A 13,207-nucleotide genomic window follows, 5' to 3' on the forward strand; every position below is an offset into this window, starting at 1 on the left:
TTGAAGATGCGTTCTTACGAGGATCAGGTGCGATTCTATGCCGGTGGGGATGAAAAGGCGCTCGGGCAGGGGCGGAGAGGCACGCCGCCCCTCGGCGCTTGTCCGTTGCCGCCTCGCTTGTCCCGCATATACTACGGCATCAACCGGTACAAGGAGGGGGTAACATGCCGCAATGGCTGGATGCCAAGGCATCGCAGAACGCGAGCTACGGCAGCTCGATCTCCATTCCGCTCGGGGCGGGCGGCGCCCTGCAGCTGGTCGCCCAGCAGACGCTCGACCTTTCGCTGGGGACGGCGGGAGGCACGGTCGTGGAGTTTTCCGGCACCGTCACGGTCCAGCAGCCGACCGTCGCCGCCGATGCGATCCTGTCGTTCTACGTCGTCCGAGGGCTGAGTCCGTTCGGCGGACCGGCTGTCTACACGCTGAATCAGAACCTGCTGGCGACCGAAGTCGGTCCGCGCGCGATCAGCTTCACCGGCTCCGATTCCTCGGCTCCGAACGCTCCCTCCGTCGCTTATTCCGTCTTCATCTCCTCCAGCGTGGCCGGCATTCTGCGCGTCGGACCCGAGAGCTTCAACTTCACGGGCTACAGCAGCTGAGGCGGCTGCGGCATCTCTTCATCAAGAAGGGATGCTCTACATATAATTGGAAAAGGAAGGCATTACGGGCAAGGAGGGACCGCATTGACCGACGTTGGAATTGTCATGCCCGTCTACAAGCAGAGGAGGGACTTCCTGACGGCGGCCGTCCAGTCGGTGCTCGCTCAGACGTACCGCGATTTCCGCTTCGTGCTCGTCATCGACGGCGCGCCGGAGATGGAGCCGCTCGTCCGGGAGCTGATCGCAGGAGACGCCCGGGCGCGCATCATCGCCTACCCGGACAACCGAGGCGTCGCCAGCGCCTTGAACGCTGGCTTCGAGCCGCTGCTGGCCGATCCGTCCATCCAGTACCTGACCTGGGTCTCGACGGACAATGTATACGATCCCGACTACGTCGGCGTGCTGCGCTCGGCGCTCGTCCAAGGCCAGCCGGAGCTCGGCATCGCCTTCAGCTCGTTCCGCAGCATCGACGACGAGGGGCGGCAGCTGCGCTCGGAGGCGGAGCTGGCGGCGCTGCGCGTCTACCAGGCTCAGCCGGAGGACCGGCTGCTCGATTATTCCATGGTCGGCGTCTCGTTCATGTACAAGGCGGAATACGCTCGCCAGATCGCGGGCTACGGCATGCAGCCGGTGGAGGATTACGACTATTGGCTCCGGCTCAGCGAGCGCTGCCGCATGAAGCATCTGCCGGTGGAGCTGATGGACTACCGGGTCGATTCGGCCCATAGCATCTCCGCCCAGCTGCGCGGCCCGCTGGAGCATCGGCGGTGGCGCTACACCTATCATCTCGCCCGCCACCAGGCGCGGATGCGGCGGGGCATTCCGCAGAAGCTGACCGTGCTGTTCCCGCTCGGCCTGGCTCTCGACAACGAGATCGCGGTGCTGGAGGATCTCTATGAGCAGTCCTTCAGCAACTACGGGTGCATCGTGCTGGATCTGTCTGAATCCCAGCAGCCGACCGCGGCGCTCGGCGCCATCTCCCATCCGACGACGAGCTTCAGGTCGCTGCCCGGCATGGAGGTATCGCCTGCGATCCTGTACGCGGCGCAGTCCGTGGCGACGCCCTATGTGCTCGTGCTCGGTCCCGGGCGATTCCACGGAGTCGTCGACCTCCAGGGGCTGATCGACTATGCGGACGCGAGCGGCAAGCCGGGCGAGCTGTCCTGGTTTTACGGAAACGGCCCGGCGCCGGCGCCGGTCTCGATCCGGCGCGAGACCGATACGACCGAGCCGCCGGGCAAGCCGAACCTGTTCCATGAGCTGTTCCGCACCGACGGGCTCATCCGGCTGCTCCGTTCGATTCTCGGGACGGGGGGTCCGCCGTGAAGCTGCTGTTTACCTTTTTCAATCCGAGCGGAGGCATGGAGACGCTGAACCGGATCCGGGGCCAGGCGCTGACGGCGGCGGGACATGAGGTGCATCTGCTCTATACGAGCGGAGGGGAAGGGAGAAAGAATGTCCGAGACCTGCCGGTCCACATCCTGTCCGACCCGGCGGAGATCGGACAGCATGCGCTCGCCGGAGGCTACGACGTCATCGTCGTGTGCACCGACATCTGGACGATGGAGATCATCCGGCAGGCGGGCTACCGCGGCCGCATCGTCTACGAGGTGCAGGGGCTCGGCCGGATCGAAGAGGCGAGGCAGACGATGGCGGCCTTCAGCGAGAGCATCCGCCGGGACGCCGACGCCCTTCTCTTTCCCCGCACGGAGCATCTCGGCGCCTTGATGAAGCAGCATCTGCCCGACCTTCCGAAGTTCAGCTTCGACAATCCGCTCGATACGTCCGGCTTCCGCTACTTCGCCTATCCGCCCAAGCCCTATCCGATCGTCGGCTGGATCGGCCGGATCACCGCCAACAAAAACTGGCGGGAATTCATCGCGATCGGCGAGCGGCTGCTGGATGCCAACCCGTCGATCTATCTGTGGATGTTCGGGGATGCGACGCTCTATGAGCAGCCGGAGCAGGAGGCGTTCGAGCTTTGGCTCGCGGCCTCGCCCCATGCGGGGCGCCTCATCCGCCATTCCAACATCCCGCATCAGCAGATGGCGGACTACTTGAGCCTGATCGGAGATTCGGGCGGGCTGCTCTGCTCCACGTCTCATCTGGAGGGCTTCGGCTACGCGGTCGCGGAGGCGATGCTGTGCCGATGCCCGGTGCTGTCGAGCGATTCGGACGGCATCCGCCGCTTCGTGCAGCCCGAGGTGACCGGCAAGCTGTATCCGGTCGGGCAGATCGACGTCGCGGTCCGCAAGGCGCAGGAGCTGATGGGCGACCGCAAGCGGCGGGAGCGGATGCGCGAGCGCGGAGAAGCGCACATCCGGGCGTTGTTTTCCAAGGAGGAGTATGCGAAGCGGTTCGGCAGCATGCTCGGCAAGCTGATGGCCGCGCCGCCGCGAAGCTGAGGTCCGGTCCGGCGCGAATCGGGCCGGGTCCGTTCCGGCAATCCGACATGACAAAAGCCCGGCCTCCCGCGAGCATGGGGAGCCGGGCCGGTTCATTTGCGGCCGGAGCGGAAGATCGACACGAGCATATAAAGGAACATGACGGCGGCAATCGTGAAGCCGATCTCCAGCACCGGGAAGCGGGAGAGCAGGCCGGGCTGGCGGCCGATCGAGGAGCCGACGACGAGTCCGGCCATGATGATGCTGAAGCTGAGCAGCACGATGCTGAAGCTGAGCCTTCCGCTGATGCGGTCCAGCTTTTTCATCATGCGGTCGACGTCCTTCACCGACAGCTCGAGCGGCAGCTTGCCGCGCGTCAGGTGGCGGCCCAGGCTGCGCAGGCGGGAGGGCAGCTCGCCGAGGAGGTCGACGTATTCCGCGGCATAGCTGGCGGCCGCCTCCGCGAGCCGGGCCGGCTTCAGCCGGTCGAGCAGCAGCTTTTTGCCGAACGGCTCGGCCACGGTCACGACGCTGAAGTCGGGATCGAGCGAAGAGATGACGCCCTCGAGCGTCAACAGCGTCTTGCCGAGCAGCATGAAGTCGGCGGGCATGCGGATGCGGTGGCGATAGGACACCTGGAACAGGTCGGTCACCGCCTCGCCGAGGCTGATGTCGGAGAAGGACACCTGGTAATACTTCTCCCGCAGCCGGTCTACGTCGCGCCTCAGCTCCTGCCAGTCTGCGCTGTCCGGGATGAGCCCCATCGCCTCGATCGCCTGGATGACGCCGTCCGTGCTCTGGCGGCGCAGGGCGATGACGAGCGAGGCGAAGTGCTCCTTCATGCCCGGCGTCAGCCGTCCGGTCATGCCGAAGTCGAGCAGCCCGATGACCGGACGCGGAGCCGGGGCCGGCTCGTCCGGCCCGGCCTGACCGGTCTGCTCAAGTCCCGCGCCGGAGTCGGAGCCGTCCTCGCCGGGCGGCCGCGCGGAAGCTCGTCCGCGGCCGGCCCGCTTGCTCGTCGGCGGCGGGAGGACAAGCACGTTGCCGGGATGAGGGTCGGCATGGAAATGGCCGGAGAGGAACACCTGCTCGAGGATGACGGTGCTGACAGCTTCGGCGATCTCGGTGAGGTCGTAGCCGGCCTGGGCGAGCGAGGCGGTGTCATGCAGCTGGATGCCGCGCATGAACTCCATCGTCAGCACGCGCCGGCTGCTCAGATCCCACCAGATGCGAGGGATGCGGATGTCGTCTCGTCCTTCGAAATGCGCCGCGATCCGTTCCGCGCTGCGTCCTTCCAGCGTATAGTCGAGCTCGGCGCCCAGCGACGAGGCCAGCTCCTCGACGAGCTCGGAGGCGCCGTATTGCCGAGCCAGCTGGAGCCGGTGCTCGGCGATCCGGGCCAGATGGCGCAGGATGTCGAGATCGGTCTCGACCGTCCGGCGGATGCCGGGCCGCTGCACCTTGACAGCGACCTCCTCGCCGGAGCGCAGCCGGGCGCGGTGCACCTGTCCGATCGAGGCGGCGGCTACCGGCTCCGGCTCGAAGCTGCGGTACACCGACTCGAGCGGCGAGCCGAGCTCTTCCTCGATGACGCGCCGCACGTCCTCGAACGGAATCGGCGGCACTTTGTCCTGGAGGCGCTGCAGCTCCTCGATGATGTCCGGCGGGAACAGGTCATGGCGCGTGCTGGCGATCTGGCCGAGCTTGACGAAGGTCGGACCGAGCTCCTGCAAAAAAGACCGGAGGCGTTCTCCGGTCGTGCGCGTCGGCTGGTGATGCTGGCTCTCGACGCTGCGCCAATGGGGGATGAGACGGTTCAGGCCGAGGTCCCGGACGAAATAGCCGAAGCCGTTGCGGGCAAAGGCAAGCGCGATCTCGCGATAGCGCTGCAGATGACGCAGCCGGCGCATGGCCGTCATCGGACGCTGCCGTCCGGTTCTGTCCCCGGCTCCTGGCCGGCAGGCTCCGCCGCTGCGGACGGGATGGAAGGCGGCACGCCCGGTCCGGCCTTGCCGGTGCCCTCGTAGGCGCCGTCTTCGCCGGCGGCTCCGTGGGGGAGCGCCTCCGGCGCATGGGCCGAGGGGGCGCCGAGCCGCGCTTCAAGCTCCGCGACGCGCGCCTCGAGCCGCGCGAGCTCGCTGCGATGCGCGAGCTCCAGCTCATCCGTCACGTCCTTGACGCGCTCGCGAATGAACGTTTCCATGCCGCTGCGGGCTTCCTGTCCCCGCGAGATCATGCTGCTGACAAACTGCTGCGAGTCGGCCTTGCTCATGTCGCTTCGGGCCGACAGCTCCTGCGCCAGCTTCTCCGCCTGCTCCTTGGTCGAAGCGGCGAGGCCGAGCCCCAGCGAGAACGCCTTGTTCAAGAGGTCTTTCATGAATCGACACCTGCCTTCTTTTTCGAGTCTATCGCTACCATGTTCCATCCTTGCTTCTTCATTATACTCAACGCCTCGGGGTTAATCACCCGCTTCGGCTCCGGCAAAGAAGGACGGAAGGCGGTTCTTCTGCCTGAAAGCTAACGGTTCCGCCACCAGCGGGAGAGGCCGCCGAGCCAGCCCCGCTCCTGGCCGGTCTGGGCCGAGTCGGCGGCCGGCTCGGCCGCGCCGGCATCCGCGGCGGCCTCCACGCCGGAGGCCGAGCTGCCGTCGCAGGTGCCGGTCGGCTCCGTGCCGGCGACGAACAGCTCCATGCGCCAGCCGGAGCAGCCGGGGCCGTAGCGCAGGCCGCTCGCCGGATCGACGGCGACGCTGACGACGCCGTCCGGCACGGGGAACGGCCGCGCGGGCCGCCCGCTCAGCGCGCGCTCGGTGAAGGAGGCGAAGATCGGAGCGGCTCGGTGCGACTCCGCCGTCGTCAGGCTGCGCCCCTTGTCGTAGCCGGTCCAGACGGCGGCGGCCAGCTCGGGCGTATACCCGACGAGCCAGGCGTCGTCCGCCGTCGTGCCGGTCTTGCCGGCGACGGGACGGCGGATCATTGCGGAGACGCGGCTGCCGGTGCCCCCCGTCTCGAACACGCTCTCCATCAGGCTCGTGAGCACGTAGGCATGGGCGGGATCGGACACCTGCGACCGGCGCGGCTCGGCCCGGTACAGCACCTCTCCCTTGCTGTCCTCGACGCGCAGGATCGCCGTCGGCTCGGCGCGCATGCCTCCCGCGGCGAGCGTGCCGAACGCCGACGCCATCTCGAGCGGGCTCGCCGGATACGTGCCGAGCGCGAGCGACGGCAGCGGCTGCAGGTCGCCGGCGAGCCCGAGCTGCCGCGCGGCGGAGACGACCTTGTCCGCGCCGATGCGCAGGATCGTGTTGACCGCGTACGTGTTGTCCGAGCTCGCGATCGCCTCGCGCATCGTGATGTCGCCGCCGGCGTAGCGGTCGTGGTAGTTGCGCGGCGCGTACGTCTTGCGGCCGCTGTCGTAGCTGAAGATCGTCGGCGCGCTCGTGAACGGCGTCACGGCGGTCAAGCCGTTCTCCAGGGCGGCGAGGTAGAGGATCGGCTTGAACGACGAGCCGGGCTGGCGGCGCGCCAGCGCCCGGTTGAACGGGCCCGTGCGGTAGTCGCGGCCGCCGACCATGGCGCGGATGTAGCCCGTCGCCGGCTCTATGGCGACGAGCGCCGCCTGCTGCTGCGAGCTGGACGGCAGCCCTTCCTTGACGGCGGCTTCGGCGGCTTGCTGCATCGCGGGGTCGAGCGTCGTATAGATGCGCGCGCCGCCCTCGCTGATGAGCCCTTCGTCGAGGCCGAGCTGGTCGACCGCCGTCTGCCGCACATAGTCGCGGAAGTACGGCGCGCCGCCCCCGCTGCCGGCAGGCTGCAGCGGCTGCAGCTCCAGCTTCTCCGCGCGCGCGGCGGCGGCCTGCTCGGCGGTGATCGCGCCGGTCTCGACCATAGCGGCGAGCACGAGCTTCTGCCGGCGGTAGGCGTTCGCCTCGTTGAGATAGGGCGAGTAGTACTTCGGCCCCTTCGGCACGCCGGCGAGCATGGATGCTTCGGCCAGCGTCAGCTCGGAGGCGTGCTTGCCGTAGTACATCTTCGCCGCCCGCTCGATGCCGTAGGCGCCGTGGCCGTAGTAGATTTGGTTGAAATACTGGCCGAGGATCTCTTCCTTGGACAGGTTCATCTCCAGCTGGGCGGTATAGGCCGCTTCCTTGAGCTTGCGCTTCCACGTCCGCTCATGGGTCAGATACAGGTTGCGGGCCAGCTGCTGCGTGATCGTGCTCGCCCCTTGGCGGGCGCGTCCGCTCTCCAGGTTGACGAGCGCGGCGCGGGCCATGCCGCGCACGTCGAAGCCGCCATGCCCGTAGAAGCGGCGATCCTCGATGGCGATCGTCGCGTCGACCAGATAAGGCGAGATGCGGGCGAGAGGCACGCTCTCCCTCGTCTGTCCGGCGTGAAACGAATCGAGCAGATTGCCGGAGGCGTCGTAGATTTGCGTCACCTCCGCCGAGGATGAGGCAGGCAGCGCCTGCAGGCGCAGCGTCAGCAGCGCGGCGGCGAGCAGCAGCAGCGTCAGCGAGAAGCCGGTGCCGGCGAGCAGCGCCAGCCAGCGCAGCGGGCCGCGGGCGCGAAAGGCGGAGCGGCAGACGGAAAGCAGCGCCCGGCCGGGCTTTTGGATGTTTGCCCGCTCCTTTTTCCGGCGCGAGGCGGGACGATTGGTCACGATGCGGTTCCTCCCGAAGATTCGACATGGTTTTCCATAGTATGGATATCGAGAGGGGGGAATATACGAGCGGGCCGGAGGGCGCGGCCGCTCTGTGAAATCGCGGTAAAGCCATCCGGAAAGGGTTTGAATTGAGGGGGGGTTTTGACTATAATACAGGTTGAACCGTCGACCTGAAGGGGGCTGATTCGGCAGGATATGCTTTTTGCCGGAGCCTTTCGGATGGGAGCGATGGATGCGTAAGAGCCTTCGGGGGCATCCCTGCGCTTCGAGTTCTCGAGCCTGAATATATCTGGAATTCGATATAGATTCTAGCCGCTCCGCCGCGCACGTCTTCGTCCGAGGACGAGGGGGCGTGCCGCTCGGGCCAGCCGTCCGGCCGGGGCGGTCTTCCGATGGACGGGCTTCCCGTCCCCACACCTGAACAAGAAAGAAGGGACTCTTACCATGGAATTGTGGTATACCGAGAAACAGACCGAGTCGTACGGCATCACTGCCAAAGTGAAGGAAACCTACGTCCACGAGCAGACGGACTTCCAGCAGCTCGCCATGATCGAGACCGAGGAGTTCGGCACGATGCTCGTGCTCGACGGCATGGTCATGACGACCGACAAGGACGAGTTCGTCTACCATGAGATGGTCGCCCACCCGGCGCTCAACACGCATCCGAATCCGGAGCAGGTGCTCGTCGTCGGCGGCGGAGACGGAGGCGTCGTGCGCGAGATTCTCAAGCATGAGAAGGTCAAGCGCGTCGTGCTCGTCGACATCGACGGCAAGGTCATCGAATATTCCAAGAAGTATCTGCCGAACATCGCTTCCGGCCTGGACGACGAGCGCGTCGAAGTGCACGTGAACGACGGCTTCATGCATATCCACGACCACAAGAACGAATACGACGTCATCATGGTCGACTCCACCGAGCCGGTCGGCCCGGCGGCCAACCTGTTCACGCGCGGCTTCTACCAGGGCATCTACGAGGCGCTCAAGGAAGACGGCCTGTTCGTCGCGCAGACGGACAACCCGTGGTTCAAGGCCGACCTCATCCAGAGCGTCAACCGCGACGTCAAGGAAGTGTTCCCGGTCGTGCGTGTGTTCTGGGCCAACGTGCCGACCTATCCGTCCGGCCTCTGGACGTTCACGATGGGCTCCAAGCAGCATGACCCGCTCGCGGTCGACGAGACGGCGATTCCGGAGCGCGAGACCAAGTACTACACGCCGCGCCTGCACAAGGCCGCGTTCGTGCTGCCGAAGTTCGTCGAGGACCTGGTGAAATAAATGAAAATCGACCAGAAATACTCCGGCAACGTCTTCATCCTGAGCTCCGAGAATTATGAAGCGTCGCGCGCCGTCATCTACGGCATGCCGATGGACTTCACCGTGAGCTTCCGTCCCGGCTCCCGCTTCGGCCCGGCCCGCGTCCGCGAGGTGTCGATCGGCCTCGAGGAGTACAGCCCGTACCTCGACCGCAGCCTCGAGGACATCGAGTACTTCGATGCCGGCGACCTGCTGCTGCCGTTCGGCAACGCGGCCCGCTCGCTCGACATCATCGGCGAGTTCGTCGCCGGCGTCTTGGCGGACGGCAAGATGCCCGTCGGCCTCGGCGGCGAGCATCTCGTCAGCTGGCCGATCTTCCAGGAGGTCTACAAGAACTATCCGGACCTCGCGATCATCCACTTCGACGCCCATGCCGACCTGCGCGAGTCGTACGAAGGCGAGCCGCTGTCCCACTCGACGCCGCTGCGCAAGGCGGCCGGCCTGATCGGCGGCCAGAACATCTACCAGTTCGGCATCCGCTCCGGGTCCCGCGAGGAGTGGCAGTTCGCCCGCGAGAACATCAACTTCCATCCGTTCGAGGTGCTCGAGCCGCTCAAGAAGGTGCTGCCGGAGCTCGAAGGACGTCCGGTCTACCTGACGATCGACATCGACGTGCTGGATCCGTCGGCCGCGCCGGGCACCGGCACCGCCGAAGCGGGCGGCATCACGAGCAAGGAGCTTCTTGAAGCGGTGCACGCGATCGCGCGCTCCGGCGTGAACGTCGTCGGCTGCGACCTCGTGGAGGTCGCGCCGGCCTACGACCCGACGGAGCAGACGCAGATCGTCGCTGCCAAGGTCATCCGCGAGATGCTGCTCGGCTTCATCAAGTAAAGGATGTTCGTTCCCCGTCGCTTCCTTCGGAAGGACGGGGATTTTTCGCTTTCGGCGGCGCCGGCTGCTTGAACCTCTTTTTCTTTGGCCATACTGGCTGATAGAATCCAAGGAGGTGCTTGAACGATGGGATTGCTGCCGATACATGAGCATCTGGCGGAGCTGTGGACGATCCGCGAGCGCCGCGCGCTGACGAGCGAGGAGCAGGCGGACTTCGAGCATTGCTTGGCGGTGAACGCCTCGCATTGCCGTCGTCTGGCCAATCTGTACAATATGTCGCTGCTGGCGTCGATGACGGACGATACGGAGTGGCATCACGAAATTTGCGGCAAGATCGAGAAGCTCGACGGCACGCCGCCGGCGTTCCGGGGCAAGAACGGCCAGATGTAGACGGCTTGCAGGCGCCCTCCAGCCTCGCTCGGCACGACACGCCGGCGGAGCAGGCCTCGCGCTCGACACGCCGTCTGCCGGCTCGTCTCGGCTTGCCGCTCCAAGGAGGGGTCCGGTTGCCGGAACCGATCAAAGTCTACTCGTTCCCGCCGCTCATCGAGCCGGGGGCGACCGTGCTCGTTCTGGGCAGCATGCCCGGCGTCAAGTCGCTGCAAGCGCAGCGCTACTACGCCAACGACCGCAATTTTCTGTGGCGCATCCTCTACGCTCTGTCCGGCCGCGAGCCGGACGAGACGTACGAGGAACGCGTCCGGTATGCCGCAAGCATCGGAGTCGGCATGTGGGACATGATCGGCTCGTGCGTGCGGCCGGGCAGCCTGGACATGAACATCCGCGATGCCGAGCCGAACGACCTGCCGGGGCTCGTTGCCGCCCACCCGACGCTGCGGGCGCTCGTGTTCAACGGCACGAAGTCGCACTCGATCTACTTGAAGCATTTCAAGGGGCATCCGACCCTCGCGGGGCTGGACCTGCTGCGGATGCCGTCGACCAGCCCCGTGCCGACTCCGGCGATGCGCACGCTGGAGGACCGGCTGCGGGAGTGGACGCGGCTGAGGCCGTATTTGCGCTTTCCCTCCGACCGCTAGCTTTCCGGGGGACGCCGCTTCAAGCCGCCGGGCTGTCTTCGCAGCCGAGGCGGCTTTTTGCATGGGCTCGTGGGGAGCTCATTGAAACTTTTGCCCGCCATGTATATAGTAAATAGGAACAATCGACAGGAAGCGCCAGAGGAGGAGAACGCCATCGAACGGAAGGATCGAGCCGCGCAGCCGGAAAGATCGGACGGGAACGGCGCCGCCGGCGGCGCCGAAGCCGGTCCGGAGGCGAAATCCCCTCAGCAGCCGGCCTCGAGCCCTGGAGCCGGCCCCGGCAAGCTTGCCGTCGACATCGCCGTCAGCAGCACGCAGGACGGCAAGCGCGAGCCTGCCGCGCGCCACCATGGCGAGCTGATTTCCAAGGGGCGCTCTCTCTACCTGCGCTACGAGGAGCGGGACGAGCTGCACGGCGTCGTGCGCACGACGCTCCGGTGGAACGGCGAGGAGCTGACGCTCACGCGGCGCGGCGGACTGGAGTCCGACCAGACGTTCGCGGCCGGGCAGTCGCGCGGAGGACGCTACGCGTCCCCGCATCTGTCGTTCCCTCTCGTCACCGAGACGGAGGAGCTGGCCGCATCGTCCCCCGGAGAGGGACTGCTGCCGCTGACGCTGTCGTGGACGTACCGGCTGCGCATCGAAGACCAGTCAAGCGGCCGCTTCCAATTGCGGCTTACGATACAGGAGGCTAATCAACCATGAGTCAGAACGTGCTGGAGCAAGTCTATACCGCCATCCGCGAGGGCATCGCCGATGCCGTCGTCGCCGCCGGGCTGGCGCCCCGCGAGGAGCTGCCGGTGTTCGTGCTGGAGGTGCCCCGCGACAAATCCCACGGCGACCTCGCGACGAACGCCGCGATGCAGCTGACCAAGCTCGCCCGCAAAAATCCGCGCCAGATCGCCGAGGCGATCCTGGAGCATCTGGACAAAGGCAAGGCGTCCATCCTGTCGGCGGAAATCGCCGGCCCGGGCTTCATCAACTTCCGCCTGGACCGCGCCTACCTGTATCCGGTCGTCGGCCAGGTCGAAGCCGCCGGGGAGAACTACGGACGCGGCGCCGGCACCGGCAAGCGCGTGGAGGTGGAATTCGTCAGCGCCAACCCGACCGGCAGCCTGCATCTGGGCCATGCCCGCGGCGCGGCCGTCGGCGATGCGCTGTGCAACGTGCTCGACTTCGCCGGCAACGAAGTGACGCGCGAATACTACATCAACGACGCGGGCGCGCAGGTGAACAACCTCGCCAAGTCGATCGAGGCGCGCTACCGCCAGCAGCTCGGCCAGCAGGCGGAGCTGCCGGAGGACGGCTACCATGGCGAGGACATCGTCGGCTTCGCCAAGGCGCTGGCGGAGGAGAAGGGAGACGGACTGCTCTCGCTGACGGACGAGGAGCGCTTCGCGTTCTTCAAGGCGTACGGCCTCGAGCGCGAGCTCGGCAAGATCAAGCGCGACCTCGAGCGCTTCCGCGTGCCGTTCGACCTGTGGTACAGCGAGACGACCCTGTACGACAAGGGGCTCGTGACGCAAGCGCTCGACGCGCTCCGGGAGCAGGGCCACGTGTACGAGGAGGAAGGCGCGACTTGGCTCAATACGACCGCCTTCGGCGACGACAAGAACCGCGTCCTCATCAAGAACGACGGCTCCTACACGTACCTGACGCCGGACATCGCGTATCATCGGGACAAGTACGGCCGCGGCTACGACACGATGATCAACATCTGGGGCGCGGACCATCACGGCTACATCCCGCGCATGAAGGCCGCCATGGAGGCGCTCGGCAACGATCCGGACAAGCTCGTCGTGCTGATCGCCCAGATGGTCAGCCTGTTCCAGAACGGCGAGAAGGTCAAGATGTCCAAGCGCACCGGCAAGGCCGTCACGATGGAGGACCTGATGGACGAAGTCGGCGTCGACGCAATCCGTTATTTCTTTACGATGCGCAGCATGGACTCGCATCTGGACTTCGACATGGACCTGGCCGTCTCCACCTCCAACGAGAACCCGGTCTACTACGTGCAGTACGCCCATGCGCGCATCTGCAGCATCCTGCGCCAGGCGGAGGAGCAGGGCGTGAGCCGGCTGCCGCTGGAGCAGGTGGAGCTCACGCGGCTGACGAGCGAGCATGAGTACGATCTGCTGCTCAAGCTCGCCGAGTACCCGCAGGAGATCCGCCAGGCGGCCGAGCAGCATGCGCCGCATCGCCTCGTGCGCTACGTGTACGAGCTGGCCTCCCAGCTCCACAGCTATTACCGCGCCGAGCGGGCCATCACGGAGGATGCGGCTCAGACGCAGGCGCGACTCGCCCTGCTGGCCGCCGTCCGCACCGTCATCGCGAGCGCGCTGCGCCTGATCGGCGTATCCGCGCCGGAGCGCATGTAGCCGCT

12 protein-coding genes are annotated in these 13,207 nt (G+C 66.4%); 9 read left to right on the top strand and 3 right to left on the bottom strand.

From position 1 onward, the window contains the following. The first annotated feature begins 164 nt into the window (after positions 1-164). From HGI30_RS01150 to HGI30_RS01160, 3 genes are all read left to right on the top strand, one after another. Entirely contained in the window at positions 165-599 is a 435-nt protein-coding gene (locus tag HGI30_RS01150) for a hypothetical protein (protein WP_168906025.1), read from the top strand. An 84-nt stretch (positions 600-683) separates the two neighbouring features. After that, a complete protein-coding gene (locus HGI30_RS01155) occupies positions 684-1,925 on the top strand; it encodes a glycosyltransferase (protein WP_168906026.1) in 1,242 nt (413 codons plus the stop codon). Next, positions 1,922-3,004 (top strand): glycosyltransferase family 4 protein, encoded by a 1,083-nt coding sequence (locus HGI30_RS01160; RefSeq protein ID WP_168906027.1) that lies wholly within the window; start codon positions 1,922-1,924, stop codon positions 3,002-3,004. The genes HGI30_RS01155 and HGI30_RS01160 overlap by 4 nt, the downstream gene beginning before the upstream one ends. 92 nt (positions 3,005-3,096) lie before the next feature. Here HGI30_RS01160 and HGI30_RS01165 read toward each other — a convergent pair whose 3' ends face one another. From HGI30_RS01165 to HGI30_RS01175, 3 genes are all read right to left on the bottom strand, one after another. Continuing rightward, entirely contained in the window at positions 3,097-4,902 is a 1,806-nt protein-coding gene (locus HGI30_RS01165; RefSeq protein ID WP_168906028.1) for an ABC1 kinase family protein, read from the bottom strand. Beyond that, positions 4,899-5,360, bottom strand: coding sequence for a phasin family protein (locus HGI30_RS01170; protein WP_168906029.1), 462 nt, complete (start codon positions 5,358-5,360; stop codon positions 4,899-4,901). The genes HGI30_RS01165 and HGI30_RS01170 overlap by 4 nt, the downstream gene beginning before the upstream one ends. A 140-nt stretch (positions 5,361-5,500) precedes the next feature. Continuing rightward, positions 5,501-7,642: a transglycosylase domain-containing protein gene (locus tag HGI30_RS01175; RefSeq protein ID WP_235680280.1), complete on the bottom strand. Its 2,142-nt coding sequence runs from the start codon at positions 7,640-7,642 to the stop codon at positions 5,501-5,503. 447 nt (positions 7,643-8,089) lie between these two features. On the opposite strand from HGI30_RS01175, the gene speE reads away from it, so the two are divergent. The 6 genes from speE to argS all read left to right on the top strand — a co-directional run bounded on the left by speE (position 8,090) and on the right by argS (position 13,202). Next, complete coding sequence (gene speE, locus HGI30_RS01180) at positions 8,090-8,917, top strand: polyamine aminopropyltransferase (RefSeq protein WP_168906030.1); 828 nt, start codon at positions 8,090-8,092, stop codon at positions 8,915-8,917. Then, entirely contained in the window at positions 8,918-9,787 is an 870-nt protein-coding gene (gene speB, locus HGI30_RS01185; protein ID WP_168906031.1) for an agmatinase, read from the top strand. It abuts the gene before it with no gap. A 126-nt stretch (positions 9,788-9,913) separates the two neighbouring features. Beyond that, positions 9,914-10,177 (top strand): DUF7667 family protein, encoded by a 264-nt coding sequence (locus tag HGI30_RS01190; protein ID WP_206109995.1) that lies wholly within the window; start codon positions 9,914-9,916, stop codon positions 10,175-10,177. Between the two features lie 116 nt (positions 10,178-10,293). Continuing rightward, positions 10,294-10,824, top strand: a complete 531-nt coding sequence (locus tag HGI30_RS01195) for a DNA-deoxyinosine glycosylase (protein ID WP_168906032.1) — start codon at positions 10,294-10,296, stop codon at positions 10,822-10,824. 99 nt (positions 10,825-10,923) lie between these two features. Further along, on the top strand, positions 10,924-11,529 hold the full coding sequence (locus HGI30_RS01200) for a YwiB family protein (RefSeq protein WP_235680389.1): 606 nt from the start codon (positions 10,924-10,926) through the stop codon (positions 11,527-11,529). Then, positions 11,526-13,202 (top strand): arginine--tRNA ligase, encoded by a 1,677-nt coding sequence (gene argS, locus HGI30_RS01205; RefSeq protein WP_168906034.1) that lies wholly within the window; start codon positions 11,526-11,528, stop codon positions 13,200-13,202. The genes HGI30_RS01200 and argS overlap by 4 nt, the downstream gene beginning before the upstream one ends. Positions 13,203-13,207: the final 5 nt, after the last annotated feature.

The sequence above is a fragment of the Paenibacillus albicereus genome (genome assembly GCF_012676905.1).
Lineage (GTDB): Bacteria > Bacillota > Bacilli > Paenibacillales > Paenibacillaceae > Paenibacillus_O > Paenibacillus_O albicereus.

Bases quoted from the DNA above. Each gene is read 5' to 3' on its own strand.
- HGI30_RS01150 (WP_168906025.1), top strand. From the start codon at position 165: ATGCCGCAATGGCTGGATGCCAAGGCATCGCAGAACGCGAGCTACGGC.
- HGI30_RS01165 (WP_168906028.1), bottom strand. From the start codon at position 4,902: ATGACGGCCATGCGCCGGCTGCGTCATCTGCAGCGCTATCGCGAGATC.
- HGI30_RS01170 (WP_168906029.1), bottom strand. From the start codon at position 5,360: ATGAAAGACCTCTTGAACAAGGCGTTCTCGCTGGGGCTCGGCCTCGCC.
- speE (WP_168906030.1), top strand. From the start codon at position 8,090: ATGGAATTGTGGTATACCGAGAAACAGACCGAGTCGTACGGCATCACT.
- speB (WP_168906031.1), top strand. From the start codon at position 8,918: ATGAAAATCGACCAGAAATACTCCGGCAACGTCTTCATCCTGAGCTCC.
- HGI30_RS01190 (WP_206109995.1), top strand. From the start codon at position 9,914: ATGGGATTGCTGCCGATACATGAGCATCTGGCGGAGCTGTGGACGATC.
- HGI30_RS01200 (WP_235680389.1), top strand. From the start codon at position 10,924: ATGTATATAGTAAATAGGAACAATCGACAGGAAGCGCCAGAGGAGGAG.
- argS (WP_168906034.1), top strand. From the start codon at position 11,526: ATGAGTCAGAACGTGCTGGAGCAAGTCTATACCGCCATCCGCGAGGGC.